The sequence below is a fragment of the Novosphingobium sp. BW1 genome (genome assembly GCF_008107685.1).
In the GTDB taxonomy this organism is placed as follows: Bacteria; Pseudomonadota; Alphaproteobacteria; order Sphingomonadales; family Sphingomonadaceae; genus Novosphingobium.
This window is the reverse complement of sequence record NZ_VIRF01000084.1, coordinates 20119-39253: the sequence shown is the minus strand read 5'-3', so window position 1 is coordinate 39253 and position 19135 is coordinate 20119. Positions and strand designations below refer to the sequence as shown.

Below are 19135 nucleotides of genomic sequence, written 5' to 3'. Positions count from 1 at the left end.
ACTGCTGGCAGGCTGGGTTGCGGCGGCGGGCCGAGATCTCTTTTTTTCGTCTCGCCTGAGCGATCCGGCGGCTCTGCAGGGAGGCATAGGCCATTGCGCCAACTGACCTGACGCCACTTCGCGTCTTCGAGCATGGTGTATGCGGCCCGAGATTTGACGTCCGGCACGTGTCGCATCCGCGGTCGTCCGCGGCCTGCCACCGGCAATATCCGTTGCACGTCGGCCGGATAACGCGATCGATCTTTTCAATCGCGATTTCCGGCTTCGTGCGATACGCACGCAAGAAGATAGGCACGCCAGCCTTTTCCATTCGCGGCACGTCACTCGTCCAGCTTACCGGCAGGAACAACCGCAAGCTCAGCATGACCGGAACTTCGCCCGAAGCCAGCGTCACGGATACCAGTGTCTGGCAGTTCGCGTTCTTGCCCCGCGCCGAAGCGTATCGGGGCGCGACGCCAGCTGACGCCTTGCCCTTCTTCGGCAGGGCGGTGTCCTCGATGATCAGCCAGGCTCCGTCACCGCCGACCAGTTCGTCGGCCTGCCAGTCCTTTGCCATCGCCAGCCTCCATCAAAGCTGGCTCTCCATGAATCGCGCATTTCGCGCCATGGAAATCCCAAAAATCATACTTCTGCCAAAGTAATGCCAGGCGCACTCAACCTTCCAGAACCTCGGCGACGACCGGATCGCGGTAGGCGCCGAGCGTCGCGATCAGCGCGACGACGATGACCAACGCCAGCGCCGATGCGATCAGCGCGAAGTGGTAGCTGCCGGTCGCATCGACAGACCAGCCGAAGGCCGCAGGGCCAAAGGCCGCGCCGAAACTGAACATGCCCAGCACCACGCCATAGGTCGCGCCGTAATTGCGCAGGTGCGCATAGCGCCCGGTGAAGTAGGCGAGCATGTCAACCTCGGCGCCCGCGGCTAGCCCCAGCATGAGCGCGGCGGCTGTCACCGGCCCCCCAAAGGCGAGCAGCAAGGCGGCCACCACCGGCGAGAGCAGGAACAGCGCGGCCACGAACGGCGCGTGGAAGCGGTCGAAGAGATAGCCCACGATCACGCGTGCGACAATCACGGCGATGCCGATCTTGGCCGCGACCTGCGCGGCTTCGGCGGCCGGCATACCCCGGTCGACCACCATGGGCACCAGATGCACGATGAGGCCCGCGACAAAGAAGCCCAGCAGGACGGCGATGCCCACGATGGTCAGGGTCTGGCGGTTGACCTCGAAACGGCCGCGCACCTTGGGCTCGGCACTGGCTACCGGAGCCTTTTTCTCGCGGGGCATGAGCAGGCTTACCGGCAGGCCGACGACAAGGATCGTGGCGGCCATGGCCAACGCGGCGGTGCGCCAGCCGCTCGAGGCAAAGATCGGCCCCAGCAGCGCAGGCGCGAGGAAGGCGGCGAGACCCGATCCCATCAGCATCAGCCCGAGCGCCAGACCGCGCCCGGCATTGAACTTGGCTGAAACCGCACGCGCCCAGATAGCCGGCGTCGTGCCGCATCCGGCGAGGCTGACCAGCAGCCACAGCCCCCACCACATCGCCACCGAATTCCCGGCCCGCGACAGGAGGACAAAGCCGATGGGCGCCGCGATATAGCTTGCAATCGCGATCACGCGCACGCCGTAGCGGTCGGCCAGTCGGCCCACGATCGGCGCGGAGAGGAAGATGCCCAGCTGCTCGAAGGTCGCGGCCCCCGAAGCCGCCGCGCGGCTCCAGCCGAACTCCTCCTGCACCGGCGTGACGAAAAGACCCAGAGCATAGAAGCCGATGCCCATCATGCCCACGCCAATGGCAAGCCCTGCGGCCAACACGGTCAGCCAGTTTTCTGCAAATTCGCGCCGCACGGCGCCGGAAAGGGAACCACTCATCGCGGCACCTTGTCGCAGCGCAGCATCAAGGGCAAGCGCTCCCTGCCTGCGCTGCTCGCTGGGCGGTCAGGGGCCGGTTGGTCCAGGGACGGGCGCCCGCCGTGTCAGACCCGCTCGGCCTGTCCGGCCTCTTCCAGCGCGCGCTCGTTGCAGGCAAGTTCGCACACGCATTCGTAGAGAAGCCGCGTTCCTCGCTCGCAATCGACCCAGTGCGTCCATTCGTCGGGCGCATGGCTCACGCCCTTCACCGAGGGCACGAAGAACAGCCCCGCACGCGAATGCTCGCAAAAAAACTGCACGTCGTGGCCTGCGCCCGAGGGCATGATCTTGTAGCTGTAGCCCAGCTCCTTCGTCTTGCCCTCAATCAGCGCGATCAGCCCGGTGTCGCAATAGGCCGGGGCCAGCCAGGACATCTGCTCGTATTCGAAGTGCAGCTTGTTGCGCCGCGCGATGGCGGCCAGAACCCGCTCGCACGCGCTGGCCAGCGCCTTCATCTTCTCGTGATCGAGGTCGCGCCCGACGATGGTGAAGTCGACCTCGCCCGGCACCGTATGCGGAAAGCCGGGCTTGCAGTTGACGTGGCCGATGGTGATGCGGCTCTTGCCGGTGCCCTCTTCCTCGATGATGCGCGGGATCTCGTGGGCGAAATCGGCCATGCCCATTAGCGCGTCGGCGCGCATGTTCATCGGCGCGGTCCCGGCATGGTCGGCCTTGCCGATGAGGCGCACCATCCACTTGAAGACACCGGAAATACCCTCGACGATGCCGATGGTGGTCTTCTCGGTATCGAGGACAGGCCCCTGCTCCACATGGAGTTCAAGGTAGGCCCGGATCGTCTCGGGCGGGCGGTAGGCGTGCATCGCGCGGGATGGATCGAGCCCCGCCTCGCGCATGGCGTCCACCAGTTTCACGCCGCGCTCGTCCGCCGCGGCATCGAGCCACTCACGCGTCAGCTGCCCGGTCATCGCCTGGGCGCCCAGCATGCCCCCGAAGCGCCCCTCTTCCTCGGCGGTCGCGATGACTTCGACCGGATAGAGCGGCTCGATCCCATTCGCCTTCATCGTGCGCACAACCTCAAGCCCTGCGACGACGCCCAGGACCCCGTCGAACATGCCGCTCGCGGGCACGGAATCGGTGTGCGAGGCGATGATGACGGCGGGCACGTCCTCGCCCCGCCCGGACGGATCGAAACGGCCGATGACGTTGCCCGCACCGTCCATGCGGTGGGTCATGCCCAGCTCTGCAAAGCGCCCGCGCAGCCATTCGCGCACGGCCATGTCCTCGGGGCTGAAGCCCTGTCGATAGACGCCCCCATCGGCCTCATTGAAGCCGAAGCGCGAAATGGCGGTGATGTCCCGCTCGATCCTCTCGATGCTGACGCTGGGCACGTGCGCCTCCCTTGTCCGGTATGTGCGGCGCGGATTGCCCACGCTCTGTTGGCGGGGAGACTAGACGCCACCACGGGGGCGGGGCAAGCCGGGGAACTGCGGCGCAGGCACCCGGCCTATGCGTACCTCAACTCTGAACGTAAGAGAGAACCGTCTCGTTCAGCGAGATGGGATCGAGCTGCATGAACGGCACAACGGGTTCGAGCTGGTACTCGATAGCGATCTTGTCGAACTGCGCGCCATCGCTGATGCCCCGCTCTAGGGCAATGCGCACGATGCCATCCTCGTTGAGGCCAGCCATTTCCTTGCGCACCTTTTCGGAGACCTGGCGCTCGGTCGCGTCGGGATGGACATTGGCGTAACGCACGCCCTCACCTGCCGCGTGGCGGATTGCGCCGGTTGCCTGAAGCACGAGCGCAAACTGCAGGATGCCGATCATGAGCGCGGCCGCCACCGGCATGGCGAGGGCAAACTCGATCACCGAGGCGCCTTCCCGGTTCGCGGCGAGGCGCTTCAAAGCGTGAGGCAAGTTCACTGAATGCGCTCCAGACTGGTGCCTTCAAGGGTAATCGTCGAGCCCAGGACCTGCGAACCGAACAGGCTTGCCAGCTTGGACCAGTCGAACTGCATCTCCACCGTCTTCTTGATCGAGACCTCGACATAGCGTGCCGATTCCTCGCCCGCCGCGCAGTAAGAATCGAACTGGTCCTTGCGCACTCCGTCGCATTCAAGGAAGAGCTCGGCCGTCACCTGCCCGGCCTCGACGTCCGCTGCGGCCATTGCCTCGGTGACGATATAGCTTGTGTCCGAACTCTGCGGACGCTTGGCGAGCACAAAGTCGGTAGTGCGCTGCGCGGCCAGCTCGACATCGATGCGCGCAACCACGAAGCGCGAGACCTCGACCATGCCGGCCAGAATCATGAGCAGCAGCGGCAAAACCAGCGCCAGTTCGATCACGCTCGCCCCGCGCCGGTCGCGGCGCAGCGCAGCGATGCGCCGGCCCAGTTCGGCGAAACTCATTCGACCACCTTCACGACCGGGGCCGACAGGTCGAGATTGGCGTAGTCGACCGTGCAGTTGTTGTTGAGCGAGGATGTGCCCGCGAAAGTGACGTGATTCGCGATCAGCAGCAGGCACTCGGCCGACTGGCCCGAATTACCAGTGAAGCGCACATCGCCGTTGGGCATGTAGATGACGCCGGTGAGATCGAGTTCGCTGCCACCTGCAAAATTGCTCTCGCTGCTGGAACCGATCTGATCCTGAAAGAACAGGACGTTCTTCCAGGTCGGGCTCTGCGCGGCGCTGGGCGCGGTCAGGTCCATCGTGGCGCCGCCGGTGATCTTGACCGAGGCGGCATTGCCCGTCCCGCTTCCGGTCAGCACGAAGGTGACACCATCCCCGATTACCGTGGCCGAACTTGCCACATCCAGGAGGCCGCCATCAATGATGTAGGTGCCGGGCGAAAGGGTCGTAACCCCTTTCAGGGTCAAACCGTTGCAGTAGCGCCCTGGGGTAAGCGTCTGCACGTCCTTGGGGTTGTTCGAGTACTTGTTGTACGTACACCCTTCCGGTTCGCTGGGCGCCTCGAGTTCGCGGCCCGCAAGCGGATCCTGGATCGGAAGGCCGTAAGGCTGGAGCACGGCATCTTCGGGAATGTTGCGCGAGCTGGCATCGATGCCGCCCACGGCATGGAAGTTGGGTGCGTTGATCCAACTGGTGCCGGTCAGGTCGATGGCCGCCTGAATGCCCGAGTTGGCCCCGACGCCGCAGCCCAGGTTGACATCGGCCGTGCCGACCGCGCGCACGCCCATCCCGACAGGCGCTAGCGCGATGACGCAGTATTCGCCCTCGTCGGTACGCGTGGCGACCGCGCGTGCGCGAATGGTTGGCGCGACATCGAGAAATACGCTGGAGAACGGCAATTTCTGACTGGTTGTCGCGATGACCTCCACCGCGCCCGTATCGCCGGTAAAGGCCCCCGAGTACGGCGGACTGCTGATCCGCTCGACGAGGACGTTGAGAGTGTTGTCCGCGTTGCGCCCGATTTCCTTGCGGGCCCCCGGCTCTGCCCCTTCGGACTGAAGCATGCTGAGCGCGCCCGCACGCGCGCCCGCATCGACGGCCTGCTGCAACTGGCGCTTCCACAAGTACCACTGCGCGGTATCGACCGCGAGACCCGCAGCGCCGATCAGGGTCACGAAGCCGATCCCGGTGAAAGTAAGAATACTTCCCGAGCGATCGGAGCGCAGACGGGTCAGGAATGCCGGGTAAGGCATGGCGGTTCGCGGCTTTCGACAGTTGCAATCGAAATCACCCAAGCGCCTACAAAAATAAGATCCTCAAAACTTAATTGGTTAATTTTATAGAAACCATCCCATTGCGCTGGTGCAACTTCCCAATTTCCATATTTTAACCCTGATGGGCCCAAACGCAACAAACTCCGGCCTGGTTCCCACCAGGCCGGAATTTTTAAAGAAGGGCGAACGACTCGCCCCCACCCCCCCGCGAGAGATCAGCCGATCGTCTTGGGACGATAGGGCCCCTCGGACGATCCCGTCGGCTCTGCGCCGTCGTTGTCGGCCTCCTGCGGAGCGGCCGGGACCGGCATCACGCCTGCTCCCTGGACCATGTTCGACAGCGTCGAGCCATCAAGGCCCAGTTCCTTCATCAGCCCGTCGATCATCGGCGCCTGCGCGCGGTAGGCAAGCGCGGCGCTGACCGCGTCGCTGGCGAGATTGCCCGAGCCGCCAACCGGAGCCCCGGTTCCGCCCACAGCGCCCGCGCCACCCTTATGGGTGAGGCCGTCGACCTGAACGATCTTGATCGAGTCGATCGCTTCGAGCGGCCTGACGCTCTCACGCACGACCTCGGGCAGAACCTTCAGAAGCGCCATCTTCATCTGGAGCGAGATCTGCTCCGAGGAGAGGATGTTCGCCGCCTCGTTAATTGCACGTTGGCCAGCCGCCTCGACTTCCATGCGCACGCGCGCAGCTTCGGCCTTGAGCTTCTCGGCTTCCGCCTCGCCCTCGGCTTCGCGGCGCACCGCTTCGGCCCGGTTGAACGCGGCTTCCTTCTCAGCCTCGGCCTCCACCTTGATGGCGATGGCCTGGCGCTCGGCTTCCTTGGCCGCCTCGATCAGCTCGATCCTCTTGAGACGCTCAGCCACTTCGGTTTCGCGGCTGGTCGTGACCTGCTCCTCGGCGGCGACCGCCTTGGCACGGGCCTCGTCGGCCTGGCTCTTTGCCTGGCTTTCCTCACGGCTCTTGTTCTGGATCGCGATCTGCTGCTCCTGGCGCGCCAGTTCGACGGCCTGGGCCTGCGCGATCTGCGCCTCCTGGATGGTACGGTCGGCCTCGATCTGGCGACCATCGACCTGCTGCTTGGCCTCGATCCGGGCCTCGTCCGATTCCCGGGTGCGCTTGGCCTGCTCGCGGGCGATCTCCGCCATCTGCTCGGCGCGGCGCATTTCCACCTCGCGCTCCTGCTCCAGGCGCGCAAACTCGTTGTCGCGCTGGATGGTGAGCGACTGGCGGTCGGCCTCCAGGTTTTTGGACTCCATCTGGACGCGCGTGTCCTGCTCGATGTCGTTGCGCGTCTTCTTGCGCAGCTCGATCTGCTCGGTCAGCTTGGTGAGACCTTCGGCATCGAACGCGTTGTTGGCGTTGAAGTGCTCAATGGATGTCTGGTCCAGCCCGGTCAACGAAACCGACTCCAACTCCAGTCCATTCATGGCGAGGTCCGAGGACGATACCTGCTGCACCTTTTGCACGAAGTCGGCGCGCTGCTCGTGCAGCTGGTTCATCGACATGCCCGCCGCGACCGAGCGCAGCGCGTCCACGAACTTGCCTTCGACCAGGTCCTTCAGGGCTTCGGGGTGCATGGTGCGCGCGCCCAGCGTCTGGGCGGCCATGGCAATGGCGCCGGCGTCCGGTCGGACACGCACGTAGAACTCGGCCTTCACGTCAATGCGCAGGCGGTCGAGCGTGATGAGCGCATCCCCATTCTTGCGCTCCACGGCCAGGCGCACAGTGTTCATGTTAACCGGCATTGTCTCGTGGAAAACCGGCAGCACCAGCGCACCGCCGTTCATCACAACGCGCTCGCCCCCTACGCCCGTACGCACGAACGCGATCTCCTTGCTCGCCCGCTTGTACAGGCGCGCCATCACGATGCCGATGGCCATAAGCGCCACGACAATCGCTCCGACCATCACGGCGATGCTGTAAAGCCCCGTCATTTCACTCTCTCCTTGAGCGGGATGCAGCGGATGGCCCAACGCCCCGCTCTTGAACTCATCCCAACTCAACCGCGCACGCGAAGACGCGGTTGAGCTCAAATGACTTCAATTCTGCACGCCTGCCAAGGCTATGTGTGAAAAACGCAGACAGTTTGAACAGATGCGCGAAGCGCAGGTCCGGTTTTCAAGATGGCTTCGGCATCAAGCCCGGTTCAAGGCGATGCACATAGTCCAAACTCCAAGAAACAACGCTGCGGACAGCCCATCGCCCCGCTCTGACAATTCATTGTTTCGGTTGGGACTTACATAGCGAAATCGCAATATGTTGCCTAGGAAAACCGGATTGTTGCGAGTCGATTGCAGATAGACCCGCGCGGCAGATCACCTCAGTCTGGGCAGGTAGTGATCCCCGCGCGCGATCGCCTTGAACAGGTCGCCCTCGCGCCGCACGATGAGGACGCGCTCGCCGGTGACGAAGGTCTGCCCCGCGTTGTCCGGTTCGAGCATGACGTGATGAACCTGCCCGAAGTGGTCGAGGATCCTGGCCCGTGCCGGCGAGCCCTGCGAGGCGGTTCCAATCACGATCTCGCCCTCACGCCCGACCAAGGAGGATCGGTCGATCGCCGAGGTCTCGTCGCGCGGCAGCAGGCGTGCCAGGGGACGCGAGAGCCCGCCCGTCAGCGGGAGCGCGACGATGCCCGTTGCAGGGCCGACCAGCCAGGGTGTCCAGGCCGCTCCGGTCAGCCCTGCCAGAAGTTCCTGCGCGCACAAGCCCAGGATCCCGAAGACACTGAAAAGAACGGTAAGCCAGACCATCAAGGGCACGCGCCCCAGCCCGACCAGCGAGAGAAGACCAGAATCGAGATCGATATCGGCGTCTGCGTCCCCTTCCAGCGCATCGGCAAGGCCGAATACCTGCACGAACGCCAAGACAAGGACGACACCCAGCGCGGCCGAGAACGGCAGATTCTCCCCCGCCGTCAGGAAATCGAGCATCAGCCCTGGTCCCTCGCGTCGATGTACTTGGTTTCCAGAAAGCGGTTGCGCGTGGCGAGTGCATCAACGTCGTTGCGCGAGAGATCCTCGCTCATCGCCTCGATCTCATCGGAGATGACGCACAAGCCGTCCACCAGCTGCTCGTTGGGCGAAAGGCCCGAGGTGCCGGGCCTGGCGCGCAGCGAGGGCGGAATGCGGGTGTAGCTGTCGACCAGGCTGGGCAGGTGCTCGGAAAGGAGCTTGCGCACCTCGCGCGCGGCGGGCCCGCTCTCCTCCATAGTGGCGAGCTGGGGCGCGAGCTGTTCGAGGTGAACGCCGATCATGTCGATGGCATCGACCGCCGCGTTGGGCAGTGCCCGGCGCTTGCCCTCCAGCCAGATCTCGGTCGAGCCCGCCAGTTCGGCCAGTTCGGTCTCGTGCAGATCGCCCGCGCGGGTGCGCGGCGCGGACGGGTAGATCGAGAGCAAGCAGAAGACGACGAAGGCGAGCAGCGTCACCAGCACCGTGGTCACGAACGTGAGCCCCCCCAGGATCAGCGCGGTCGTCAGCGCGGCCACGAAGATCGCGCCCACGGCCAGCACCGCGCGGCGCAGGCGGCGCAGGCGAAAGGCCCAGCGCTGCTTCTTCGCGGTGTAGAGGCGCGCGGCGCGCTGGCGGCGCGCGGCCCGGACGATCTCCTTTGAAACCCGGCGCGCGGGCACCTGTGCCATGTCTCTCGTTCTCTCCTGCTGTCGTTACGTCATGGCCCCCTGCAGAGGGCACCCGGCCTTACTTCTCGTCAAGCGCTTCCAAGAGGTTCTGCGCAGCCTTGGTATCGCCTTCGGCTAGCCCCTCGGTCTGGCCCTGCGCGCGGGCAATGTACGCCTTGGAACGGTCGATCTCGCCTTCGAGCGAGGTCACCGTCTGTTTCATGGAATCGAGCGCCTTGACCTTGAAGGTGTCGATCGAGTCCATCGTATCGTAGATGTTCTGGAAGGCGCGGCTCAGCGTTTCGAGCGGAATGGTCGCACTCGCGGCCTGCTCGTGGATGCGTGCGGTGTTGTCCTTCATCATCTGGCCGGTGCCCTCGATGATGTTGGCGGTCGTCGTGTTGAGCGCGGTGATCTGGTCGAGCACGAGCTTCTGGTTCGCCATCGCCTGCGCCACGGTCACCGCGGTGCGCAGCGCGCCCACGGTCGTCGTCGAGGCGCGGTCGACGCCCTTGATGAGTTCGACATTGTTCTTCTTCACAAGATCGAGCGCGAGGTAGCCCTGCACCGAGACAGCCATTTGCGTCAGCAGGTCCTGCGTGCGCTGGCGAACATAGAACAGCGCACTCTCGCGCACGGCCTTGGCCTTGGCAGGATCGCTGTGGTCAAGATCGGCGGCCTTGTCCTCGAGCGCGGTGTCGAGGGCCTTGGACATCCAGATCATCTGTTCCAGCTTGCCGAGCGAAGCCCACAGGTTCTGCCGTTCCACGTCGATGGCCGCGTTGTCCATCAGGAGTTCGTCCTTGCCGTTCTGCAAACGGGTAAGGATTGCCGAGATATGCCCCTGCGCGCTCTGGTAGCCGTCGAAATAGTCGCGCAGCTTCGATCCGAAGGGAATGATCCCGAAGATCTTGCGCTTGGAAAGCAGGTCACCCTTGGTCGAGGGATCGAGATCCTCTACCGTCTTCCTCAGTTCGGCCAGATCCGCGCCCACGCCGCTGTCACGATCCATCGCACGGATCGGGCGGTCGAGAAAGCGGTTGGAGTGCCCGGCTGCCTCAGAGATCTCCTTGCGGCCCATGTTGGTAATCTGGTCGACGCGGCGGCCGAAATCGGGCGAACTGGCGTCCTGCGAGACAAGATCGGAAACAAACTCGTCCACGCGCACCTGCAGCTTGGACTTCTGCTCCTCGTCCACCGGCACGAGCCCGGCGGCCTTTTCGGCCTGCACGGTGGGCACGGGATCGGGCGGCGTCAGCTTGAGTTCGTCAGCCACAGCCGTGTCGGTCGTGCTCGCCATTCGTGAAAGTCCTTGTCCTGCATCTTACCCGGTACTGGACGGACAAGGTAGGTTTGGGCGCCCGTCTCTACAAGAAAAACCGATAGCTGAGCGCCCTAGTCGTCGATGAAGGGGCCATGGCCGTCGACCTGCGCCATCAACATGGAATCGCCGCGTGCAACAACGCACAAGGTCAGTCCTGCTGCCGCGGCACGGCGCACCGCGAGATCGGTCGGCGCGGAGATCGTGACGAGGAGCGCGCAGCCCGCCCGCACGGTCTTCTCGACCAGTTCATAGGAACAGCGGGAGGTCATGACGATGAAGCCTGCGCCCGCATCACGCCCCTCTCGTGCCAGCGCCCCCACCAGCTTGTCGAGCGCGTTGTGGCGCCCGACATCCTCGCGCACGATCAGTACCTCGCCCTCGGGCGTGCAGAAGGCGGCGGCATGGGTCGCGCGGGTGGCCTGCCCCAGCACCTGCCGTCCGCGCATCGCCTCCAGCGCCCCGCCCACCGCGGCGCGCGAGAGGCGCAAGGTGGGCTCCAGCACGGGCAGCGGGCGCAGCGCGGTCTCGATCCCATCCATCCCGCAGATACCGCAGGAACTGTCCCCGATCCGGCGCCGAGCGCGCTCCATGACGGGCCCGAGGCATTCGGCGGGAAGACTGACCCGCGCGACCATGCCTTGCCCCCAAGCGCCCTTGTCGACGCGCGACAGCGTGATCTCGCCAACCTGTTCGGCCCGCGCCAGTCCCTCCGCCAGAAGGAACCCGGTCACGAAGTCCTCAAGGTCCAATGGTGAGGCCATCATGACGGCAAAGGCAATGCCGTTGATCTCGATTGCAACGGGGCATTCGATGGCCACAAGATGCTCTCTGGCCGGCTCCGAAATCGCCCCTTGTGTGTAATCTGCACGCACGAACAGGGCCGCAACAGTGCCCGGACCGCCTCCGCTCATGGCCGCAGGCTCCCTGCCGCAGCGATCAGAAAATGGCCGAAATGCATGGTTTCATCGCAATCTGCATACGCGTTTTCCACGGGCGAATCCCGCCCTGCGAGCCCCATCGTGCCAATTTGGCTTGCTTGGCGGAGCGGACTTACCCTAAACGGGCGCGCCGGATAAAGGGTCGATGGGCATGCCCCGCGGATTAAGATATGGCATTACCCGCATTCGCGGCGGCGTTTCCCACCCGACCGGACAGAGATTTTTCGCAAGAGATTGGTTGAACCCTACATGAGTTGGCTGAGCAAGGTCCGCAATTCGCTTTCGAGCCTGAACAAGCGTGACACCCCCGACAACCTCTGGATCAAGTGCCCGAGCTGCGGCGAGATGCTCTTCACACAGGAGTTCGAGGCCAACCTCTCGGTGTGCCCGCGCTGCGAGCACCACGGGCGCATTACCGCCAAGACCCGCTTCGAGCAGATCCTCGACGCTGGCTTTACAGTGCTGCCCACGCCCGAGGTGGAAGAGAACCCCCTGAACTTCCGCGACACCAAGAAGTACTCGGACCGCCTCAAGGCCGCGCGCGCGGCCAATCCCTATCCCGACGCGCTGACCAACGCCTCCGGCACGATCGAAGGCTACAAGGCCGTGCTCGGCGTCCAGGACTTCAAGTTCATGGGCGGCTCGATGGGCATGGCCGTGGGCGAAGCCTTCGTCGCCGGCGTCGAGAAGGCGATTGCGCAAAAATGCGCCTACATCATCTGCACGGCCGCGGGCGGCGCCCGCATGCAGGAGGGTATCCTCTCGCTCATGCAGATGCCCAAGACCACGGTCGCCACGCGCCGTCTTGCGGCCGCGGGCCTCCCTTACATCGTCATCCTGACCGACCCCACCACCGGCGGCGTGACCGCGAGCTATGCGATGCTCGGCGACGTCCAGATCGCCGAACCCGGCGCCCTCATCGGCTTTGCCGGCCAGCGCGTTATTCAGGACACGATCCGCGAAAAACTTCCCGATGGCTTCCAGCGCGCGGAATACCTCCACGACCACGGCATGGTCGACATGGTGGTGCACCGCAAGAACCTCAAAGGCACGCTGGCACAGCTCCTCGGATACCTTGAACGAAAGGAAGCCCAGTGAATATCGACAGCGCCCTTGTCCGCGAGCTCGCCGAGCTCCTTGCGGAAACCGGCCTCTCGGAAATCGAGGTGGAGGACGGTGAACGCAAGATCCGCGTCAGCCGCCAGATGATCCAGCAGATGAGCGCGACGCTCCCCCCGGTGGGCTATCCCACCGAGGCGCCCGCCTCAGCTGCCGCGCCGGCCGTGGCCGCCGCGCCCGCACCGGCGCCCGAAGCCCCCGTCGATGCGGTCAAGTCGCCGATGGTCGGTACCGCCTACATGTCGGCCGAGCCGGGCGCCGCGCCCTTCATCGCGGTCGGCCAGTCGGTCAAGGAAGGCGACGTTCTCCTCATCGTCGAGGCGATGAAGGTTATGAACCAGATCACCGCGCCCAAGTCGGGCACGATCAAGGCGATCCTCGTCGACAACCAGCAGCCGGTCGAATTCGACCAGCCGCTCGTGGTGATCGGCTGAGGTAGAGCGTTTCCATGGCCATTAAACGCCTCCTGATTGCCAACCGCGGCGAAATTGCGCTTCGCATCCACCGCGCCGCCCAGGAAATGGGCATCGAGACCGTCGCGGTGCACTCCACCGCCGATGCCGATGCCATGCATGTCCGCCTTGCCGACCATGCCGTGTGCATCGGTCCGCCGGCCGCCAAGGACAGCTACCTGAACGTCGCCGCGATCATCTCGGCCGCCGAGATCACCGATGCCGACGCGATCCACCCCGGCTACGGGTTCCTTTCGGAAAACGCCCGCTTCGCCGAGATCGTGGAAAGCCACGGCATCAAGTGGGTAGGCCCCAAGCCCGAGCACATACGCACGATGGGCGACAAGGTCGAGGCCAAGCGCACCGCGGGGGCCCTCGGCCTGCCGCTGGTGCCCGGCTCGGACGGCGCGATCGAGGACTTCGACGAGGCGCGCAAGCTGGCCGAGGAGATCGGCTATCCGGTCATCATCAAGGCCGCATCGGGCGGCGGTGGCCGCGGCATGAAAGTCGTCAATTCGGCCGAGGAACTGCAGAGCCAGATGGGCCAGGCCCGTTCGGAAGCCGCAGCCGCCTTCGGCGATGCCACCGTGTACATGGAAAAGTACCTCGGCAACCCGCGCCACATCGAGTTCCAGGTGTTCGGCGACGGCGAAGGCAATGCGGTCCACCTGGGCGAGCGCGACTGCTCGCTCCAGCGCCGCCACCAGAAGGTGCTCGAGGAAGCCCCCTCGCCCGTCATCACCCCCCAGGAGCGCGACCGCATGGGCGGTATCGTCTCGAAGGCGATGGCCGACATGGGCTACCGCGGTGCGGGCACAATCGAGTTCCTCTGGGAAAAGGGCGAGTTCTACTTCATCGAGATGAACACCCGTCTCCAGGTGGAACACCCCGTGACGGAAGCCATCACCGGCGTTGACCTGGTGCGCGAGCAGATCCGCATCGCCGACGGCCAGCCGCTCTCGTTCACGCAGGACGCGATCGAGTTCAAGGGGCACGCCATCGAGTGCCGCATCAACGCGGAAGACCCCTGGAACTTCACGCCCTCGCCCGGCAAGGTCTCGAACTACCACGCCGCAGGCGGCATGAACGTGCGCGTCGATAGCGGGCTCTACGCCGGCTACTCGATCCCGCCCTACTACGATTCGATGATCGGCAAGCTGATCGTCTCGGGTCGCAGCCGCGCGGGCGCCATCATGCGCCTCAAGCGCGCGCTGGGCGAAATGGTGATCGAAGGCCCCAAGACCTCGATCCCGCTGCACCAGGCTCTGGTGGAGGACCCCGGGTTCAACGCGGGCGAATACACCATCAAGTGGCTCGAGGAGTGGCTGGCCAAGCGCGCCGGCTAAGCGAAAGCATGACCAAACCGATGAAATCCTACCTGGACTTCGAAAAGCCGATTGCCGAACTGGACACGCGCGTGGCCGAGTTGCGCGCGACCCAGGACGGCAGCAGCGACATCGACATCGAAGCCGAGATCGCCAAGCTTGCCGCCAAGAGCGAGGCCATGCTCTCCTCCACTTATGGCAAGCTGACGCCCTGGCAGAAGACGCAGGTCGCGCGTCACCCGCTACGCCCGCACTTCGTCGACTACGTGGAGATGGCCTTCACCGACTTCGTGCCGCTGGGCGGGGACCGCCTCTATGGTGAGGATTGCGCGATCCTGGGCGGCTTTGCCCGCCTCAATGGCCAGCGCGTGATGCTTATCGGCCACGAAAAGGGCCACGACACGGCCAGCCGCGTCAAGCACAACTTCGGCATGGCCAAGCCCGAAGGCTACCGCAAGGCGATCCGCCTGATGGAGATGGCCTCAAAGTTCGGTCTGCCGGTCGTCACGCTTGTCGACACCGCCGGCGCCTTTCCCGGCATCGAGGCCGAGGAACGCGGCCAGGCCGAAGCCATCGCCCGCTCGACCGAGGCCTGCCTTGCCCTGGGTGTGCCGATGGTCGCGGCCATCGTCGGCGAAGGCGGTTCGGGCGGCGCGGTGGCCATTGCCGCGGCCAACAAGGTGCTCATGCTCGAGCATTCGGTTTACTCGGTAATTTCGCCCGAAGGTGCCTCCTCAATCCTGTGGCGCACACCCGAAAAGGCGGCCGACGCGGCCACCGCGATGAAGGTGACGGCGCAGGACCTTCTGGAATTAGAGGTCATCGACGGCATCGTCGAGGAACCCCTGGGCGGCGCGCACCGCGATCCGGCCCAGACCGCCAAGGCGCTCGCCGCCGCGATCGAGAAGGAACTCGCCAAGCTGTCCAAGCTCGACGCCGAGGCGCTCGTGCGCCAGCGCGAGGAACGTTTCCTCGCCATCGGCTCGCTCTAAATAGCCAGACCTGACCTAAGCCGCGTGCCCGGGCCGCTGCGCCAGCGCCCGGGCCGCGATTTCAAGGGCTCCTGTCGGCCCCGCATCGTCCCCCAGCCTCGGTAGAACGATCCGCTGTGCGAGAACGGCGGGCGTTGCATCCTCCAGATAGCCACCCAGCAGATGCGGCACGTGATCTATCGCGCGCGCCAGCAGATGCCGCTGGCGATGGATCACACCTCCCCCCACGATGATCCGCTGCGGCGCCAATGCCAGCAGCAGATGGACGAGCAGTTCGGCGAGATCCTGCGCGGTCACCTCCCAGCGCGGATCGTGGGCAGGCACCTCGCCCGGATGGCACCCCAGGCGCGCGGCGAGCGCAGGCCCACTCAACAATCCCTCCACGCAGTCCCCATGGAAGCGGCAAGCCCCCGCAAAATTGTCCCCACGCGCCCGGCGCAGGCGCAGATGCCCCAGTTCCGGGTGCAGGCTGCCATGGACCGGATGGCCTTCGACCAGCACCCCGCCCCCGATACCCGTGCCGATGGTGACATAGACTAGGCTGGTACAGCCCAGCCCCGCCCCATGCCGGTATTCGCCGAGCGCCGCGCCGTTCACGTCGGTGTCGAGCCCGACCGGGCAGCCCAGCTCCTTCGCAAAGAGGGCGCGCACATCCGCGCCGCTCCACCCCGGCTTGGGCGTTGCCAGCATGCGTCCGAAATCGGTGGCCCCCGGATCGAGACGGATCGGGCCGAAGCTCGCAATCCCGACGGCATCGAGTGCCTGCGTGTCCTGCCAACCGGACAGAACCTCAAGCGCCTCCTCCAGAGTTGTTTGTGGCTGGCGGGTCGCGAATTCGACGCGCTCGTCGATTCGTCCCGCCTGCCCGAGCACGACGACCGTCTTGGTCCCACCCAACTCGATTCCCGCCAACCTGTGCACGCGCCTCTTCCTTCCCGAACCGTTCCACCAAGCGCCCAAGTTGGCTCGTAATCGGAGCCGAACACGTAGGTCTACGGAGACCCGTCCGCACCAGACCTTGGTAGGCAATAACGATTGTAGCCATCGCACAGGCCGCAAGGGGAAGCAAAAATGCGGGCATGGCCACCACACAGGCCGGGCAAATGGTTGCAAAGGCCCCTGAGGCCGCAAGACAGCGCGGTTGGCAAAGCGGTGATGGAGCCGAGGGGAAAGAGCCGCCTGTCATTGGCGCGGATTGTCGAACTGAACCTGGGCTTCTTCGGCCTGCAACTGAGTTTTGGCCTGCTGGTCGCCAACACCTCGCCCATCTTCCGCAGCCTCGGCGCCGAGGAAAGCGAACTCCCGCTCCTGTGGATCGCGGGCCCCGTGACCGGAATGCTCGTCCAGCCTCTCGTCGGCGCGCTTAGCGACCGGACCACGTCGCGCTTCGGGCGGCGCACGCCTTTTCTGGCAGCGGGCAGCGTGCTCGCCGCGGCCAGCCTGCTCGCCATGCCCCTGGCCCCCGCACTCTGGGTCGCGGTCGCCCTACTCTGGGTGCTCGATACGGCCAACAACCTGGCGCTCGAACCCTACCGCGCGACCGTTGCCGACCGCCTGCCGCCCGACCAGTTGCCGCGCGGCTTCCTCGTCCAGAGCGCCTTTACCGGTGCCGCGCAGACGCTGGCCTACCTCCTGCCCTGGGCGCTCGCCGCGCTCATCGACCACCGGCTTGTCGATGCTAACGGCATACCGCTGACCGTGCGCATCGCCTTTGGCGCAGGCGCGGTGATAACGCTCTCCACGATCCTCTACTCGCTGCTGCGCGTTCCCGAACCCAGCCTCTCCCCCAGCGAACGTGAGGCGCTGGTCCGCCTGCCCCGACGCCCGCTCCTTGCGGAAATCTGGACTGCGCTGCGCACCATGCCCGCGCCCATGCGCCGCCTGGCGCTCCCCATGCTGTGCCAGTGGTACGCGATGTTCGTATACTGGCAGTTCTGGCTCGATGCCATCGCGCGCCACCTCATGGGCACCCGCGACCCGGCGTCCGACGCCTACCGCGAAGCGATCCTGCTCACCCAGCAATTGGGTACGCTCTACAACGCCATTGCCTTTGTCGCCGCGCTCGCCCTGATCCCGCTCCTGCGACGCTGGCCGATCCGCACGGTCCATGCGACCTGTCTTGCCCTGAGCGGCCTCTCGATGCTCCTTCTTGCCGAGGCCCGATCGCCGACCTCGCTGGCGCTGGCCATGGTCGGCATCGGGATTGGCTGGGCCGCCCTCATGGGCAACAACCACGCCCTTCTCGCGCGCTGCCTGCCAGCGCACCGGATCGGCATCTACATGGGCCTGTTCAACCTTTTCATCGTGCTCCCCATGATCGCCGAGACCGTGACCATGCCCCTGCTTTACCGCCACCTGCTTGGGAGCGACCCATCGCAAGCGATTGTAATGGCGGGATTCATCATGATGGCCGGAGGCTTAGCCATTTTTCTGTCAGGAAATGCCAGCGTTTCTGCCTTTTTGCGACAGAATCGCAAGAAATAGCGTCGCATGTCTATCCGATTGACCAATAGGGTGCTACAAATGCCCACGATGGTGGAAAAATTGAGGAACGAGGCTGAGGCGGATTCTTCCGAACTCGCCCTCACCGAAGAGATCGAAGTGCGCACTCTTGCCGATCTCGCTCGCCTGGCGGGCGTTTCGGCGGGCACGGTGTCACGGGCGCTGGCCGGTAAGGCGCTGGTCAATGCCGAGACCCGCGAGCGGATCCAAGCGCTTGCCCGCAAGCACGGTTTCCGCCCCAACCAGATGGCCAGCAAGCTGCGCTCGCGTCGCACGGGCGTCGTCGGGGTGGTCATTCCCCTCGGGCATGACAAGCGCCAGCATATTTCCGACCCCTTCTTCCTAACGCTGCTCGGCGCCCTTGCGGACGAACTTACCGAGAGCGGCTACGACCTCATGCTCAGCCGCGCGATTCCCGACCAGACGAGCGACTGGCTGGAGCGCATGACTGGTTCGGGCATGGTCGACGGGGTCATCGTGATCGGCCAGTCCAACCAGTTCGAGACGATCGAACGGGTGGCCCGCCACTACCCGGCCATGGTCGTCTGGGGCCATCACCGCGAAGGACAGACCCACTGCTCGGTGGGCAGCGACAACTTCGAGGGGGGACGCCTCGCCGCCGAGCACCTGATCAAGAGCGGCGCCCGTCGCCTGGCGTTCCTGGGCAGCACGGTCGGCATCGAGATCGCCAAGCGCTTCGAGGGCACGCTCGCCGCTGCGCGCGAAGCTGGCCTCACCGTCACCCACCTTCCCGTCCACATGGCCCACGAGCAGGTCTTCGAAGAGGTCTCTTCCGCGCTCGGTTATGGTAGCGGTATCGAGTTCGACGGCATCGTGGCCGCCTCGGACCTCATTGCGATGTCGGCCCTGCGCGTCCTGTTCGAGAACGGACACCAGGTTCCCGCTGACGTGCAGGTGATCGGCTTCGATGACCTCCCGCTCGCCGCGCAGACCTTCCCGCCGCTTTCCACCCTGCGCCAGGAGATCCAGAGGGGCGCGCACCTGATGGTCGAGAAGCTCAAGGCACGGATCGCGGGTCAACTCGCGCCAAGCGAGGTCATGGCCCCCACGCTTATCTTCCGGGATTCTACTCGTTAGTTTGTAAAGTAAGTCTCGACGCGCCCTTTTCTGGCCCTGCTCCGATTTGGGCGTGTCTTCCCGGCATCGCTTCGCGGTAATCTCGCTCACAAGGGCAGACCATGCCTTCCGGTGCCGGGCGCCCCACGCTAGACAGCGCCGAGCAGGCGCCGCCCCGGTTGGGCTCGACGGCGCACGGACCCCATGAGCAGGAATTGCCAAGAC

Annotated in this window: 17 protein-coding genes and 1 pseudogene; 6 read left to right on the top strand and 12 right to left on the bottom strand. The window is 65.1% G+C overall.

Annotated elements, in window-relative coordinates; genetic code table 11:
- Nucleotides 1-89: 89 nt before the first annotated feature.
- The 11 genes and pseudogenes from FMM79_RS16060 to fdhD all read right to left on the bottom strand — a co-directional run.
- A pseudogene (locus FMM79_RS16060) lies at nt 90-541 on the bottom strand (transposase); the annotation flags it as partial.
- A 112-nt stretch (nt 542-653) separates the two neighbouring features.
- The gene (locus FMM79_RS16055) at nt 654-1871 is read right to left on the bottom strand and encodes an MFS transporter (RefSeq protein ID WP_148628462.1); all 1218 of its coding nucleotides are present in this window, start codon (nt 1869-1871) and stop codon (nt 654-656) included.
- A 104-nt stretch (nt 1872-1975) separates the two neighbouring features.
- On the bottom strand, nt 1976-3259 hold the full coding sequence (locus tag FMM79_RS16050; RefSeq protein ID WP_148628461.1) for a Zn-dependent hydrolase: 1284 nt from the start codon (nt 3257-3259) through the stop codon (nt 1976-1978).
- 127 nt (nt 3260-3386) lie between these two features.
- Nucleotides 3387-3794, bottom strand: coding sequence for a TadE/TadG family type IV pilus assembly protein (locus FMM79_RS16045; RefSeq protein WP_148628460.1), 408 nt, complete (start codon nt 3792-3794; stop codon nt 3387-3389).
- Nucleotides 3791-4279, bottom strand: coding sequence for a TadE/TadG family type IV pilus assembly protein (locus FMM79_RS16040; RefSeq protein ID WP_148628459.1), 489 nt, complete (start codon nt 4277-4279; stop codon nt 3791-3793). The genes FMM79_RS16045 and FMM79_RS16040 overlap by 4 nt, the downstream gene beginning before the upstream one ends.
- A complete protein-coding gene (locus FMM79_RS16035; protein ID WP_148628458.1) occupies nt 4276-5535 on the bottom strand; it encodes a TadE/TadG family type IV pilus assembly protein in 1260 nt (419 codons plus the stop codon). Before FMM79_RS16035 ends, FMM79_RS16040 begins: the two co-directional genes overlap by 4 nt.
- 236 nt (nt 5536-5771) lie before the next feature.
- On the bottom strand, nt 5772-7469 hold the full coding sequence (locus tag FMM79_RS16030) for a flotillin family protein (protein WP_371710945.1): 1698 nt from the start codon (nt 7467-7469) through the stop codon (nt 5772-5774).
- Nucleotides 7470-7877: 408 nt separating this feature from the next.
- Nucleotides 7878-8492 carry a YqiJ family protein gene (locus FMM79_RS16025; RefSeq protein ID WP_148628456.1) on the bottom strand — a complete coding sequence of 205 codons (615 nt, stop codon included), beginning with the start codon at nt 8490-8492 and terminating at the stop codon, nt 7878-7880.
- On the bottom strand, nt 8492-9202 hold the full coding sequence (locus FMM79_RS16020; RefSeq protein ID WP_148628455.1) for a hypothetical protein: 711 nt from the start codon (nt 9200-9202) through the stop codon (nt 8492-8494). The genes FMM79_RS16025 and FMM79_RS16020 overlap by 1 nt, the downstream gene beginning before the upstream one ends.
- 58 nt (nt 9203-9260) lie before the next feature.
- Complete coding sequence (locus tag FMM79_RS16015) at nt 9261-10481, bottom strand: toxic anion resistance protein (protein ID WP_148628454.1); 1221 nt, start codon at nt 10479-10481, stop codon at nt 9261-9263.
- Between the two features lie 95 nt (nt 10482-10576).
- Entirely contained in the window at nt 10577-11416 is an 840-nt protein-coding gene (gene fdhD, locus FMM79_RS16010; protein ID WP_148628453.1) for a formate dehydrogenase accessory sulfurtransferase FdhD, read from the bottom strand.
- Between the two features lie 276 nt (nt 11417-11692).
- Here fdhD and accD point away from each other — a divergent pair, with 276 nt between their 5' ends.
- Genes accD through FMM79_RS15990 form a run of 4 tightly spaced genes read left to right on the top strand, consistent with a single transcriptional unit; the run spans nt 11693 to nt 15331 of the window.
- Nucleotides 11693-12541 carry an acetyl-CoA carboxylase, carboxyltransferase subunit beta gene (accD, locus tag FMM79_RS16005; RefSeq protein ID WP_148628452.1) on the top strand — a complete coding sequence of 283 codons (849 nt, stop codon included), beginning with the start codon at nt 11693-11695 and terminating at the stop codon, nt 12539-12541.
- Nucleotides 12538-12996: an acetyl-CoA carboxylase biotin carboxyl carrier protein gene (gene accB / locus FMM79_RS16000; protein ID WP_148628451.1), complete on the top strand. Its 459-nt coding sequence runs from the start codon at nt 12538-12540 to the stop codon at nt 12994-12996. The genes accD and accB overlap by 4 nt, the downstream gene beginning before the upstream one ends.
- A gap of 14 nt (nt 12997-13010) precedes the next feature.
- Nucleotides 13011-14360: an acetyl-CoA carboxylase biotin carboxylase subunit gene (accC, locus tag FMM79_RS15995; protein ID WP_148628450.1), complete on the top strand. Its 1350-nt coding sequence runs from the start codon at nt 13011-13013 to the stop codon at nt 14358-14360.
- Between the two features lie 20 nt (nt 14361-14380).
- The gene (locus tag FMM79_RS15990; RefSeq protein ID WP_148628482.1) at nt 14381-15331 is read left to right on the top strand and encodes an acetyl-CoA carboxylase carboxyltransferase subunit alpha; all 951 of its coding nucleotides are present in this window, start codon (nt 14381-14383) and stop codon (nt 15329-15331) included.
- Between the two features lie 15 nt (nt 15332-15346).
- On the opposite strand, the gene FMM79_RS15985 is transcribed toward FMM79_RS15990, so the two are convergent.
- Nucleotides 15347-16252: an ROK family protein gene (locus FMM79_RS15985; RefSeq protein ID WP_148628449.1), complete on the bottom strand. Its 906-nt coding sequence runs from the start codon at nt 16250-16252 to the stop codon at nt 15347-15349.
- A 264-nt stretch (nt 16253-16516) separates the two neighbouring features.
- On the opposite strand from FMM79_RS15985, the gene FMM79_RS15980 reads away from it, so the two are divergent.
- Together FMM79_RS15980 and FMM79_RS15975 are read left to right on the top strand one after the other, a co-directional pair.
- A complete protein-coding gene (locus FMM79_RS15980) occupies nt 16517-17815 on the top strand; it encodes an MFS transporter (protein WP_240339249.1) in 1299 nt (432 codons plus the stop codon).
- A 48-nt stretch (nt 17816-17863) separates the two neighbouring features.
- Nucleotides 17864-18931 carry a LacI family DNA-binding transcriptional regulator gene (locus tag FMM79_RS15975; protein ID WP_148628481.1) on the top strand — a complete coding sequence of 356 codons (1068 nt, stop codon included), beginning with the start codon at nt 17864-17866 and terminating at the stop codon, nt 18929-18931.
- Nucleotides 18932-19135: the final 204 nt, after the last annotated feature.

Excerpts from the sequence above, each read along its gene's own strand:
- accD (WP_148628452.1), top strand. The coding sequence starts at position 11,693 with ATGAGTTGGCTGAGCAAGGTCCGCAATTCGCTTTCGAGCCTGAACAAG.
- FMM79_RS15975 (WP_148628481.1), top strand. The coding sequence starts at position 17,864 with ATGGTGGAAAAATTGAGGAACGAGGCTGAGGCGGATTCTTCCGAACTC.
- FMM79_RS16015 (WP_148628454.1), bottom strand. The coding sequence starts at position 10,481 with ATGGCGAGCACGACCGACACGGCTGTGGCTGACGAACTCAAGCTGACG.
- FMM79_RS16040 (WP_148628459.1), bottom strand. The coding sequence starts at position 4,279 with ATGAGTTTCGCCGAACTGGGCCGGCGCATCGCTGCGCTGCGCCGCGAC.
- fdhD (WP_148628453.1), bottom strand. The coding sequence starts at position 11,416 with ATGAGCGGAGGCGGTCCGGGCACTGTTGCGGCCCTGTTCGTGCGTGCA.
- accC (WP_148628450.1), top strand. The coding sequence starts at position 13,011 with ATGGCCATTAAACGCCTCCTGATTGCCAACCGCGGCGAAATTGCGCTT.
- FMM79_RS15990 (WP_148628482.1), top strand. The coding sequence starts at position 14,381 with ATGAAATCCTACCTGGACTTCGAAAAGCCGATTGCCGAACTGGACACG.
- FMM79_RS16020 (WP_148628455.1), bottom strand. The coding sequence starts at position 9,202 with ATGGCACAGGTGCCCGCGCGCCGGGTTTCAAAGGAGATCGTCCGGGCC.
- FMM79_RS16025 (WP_148628456.1), bottom strand. The coding sequence starts at position 8,492 with ATGCTCGATTTCCTGACGGCGGGGGAGAATCTGCCGTTCTCGGCCGCG.
- FMM79_RS16035 (WP_148628458.1), bottom strand. The coding sequence starts at position 5,535 with ATGCCTTACCCGGCATTCCTGACCCGTCTGCGCTCCGATCGCTCGGGA.
- FMM79_RS16030 (WP_371710945.1), bottom strand. The coding sequence starts at position 7,469 with ATGGTCGGAGCGATTGTCGTGGCGCTTATGGCCATCGGCATCGTGATG.
- FMM79_RS16055 (WP_148628462.1), bottom strand. The coding sequence starts at position 1,871 with ATGAGTGGTTCCCTTTCCGGCGCCGTGCGGCGCGAATTTGCAGAAAAC.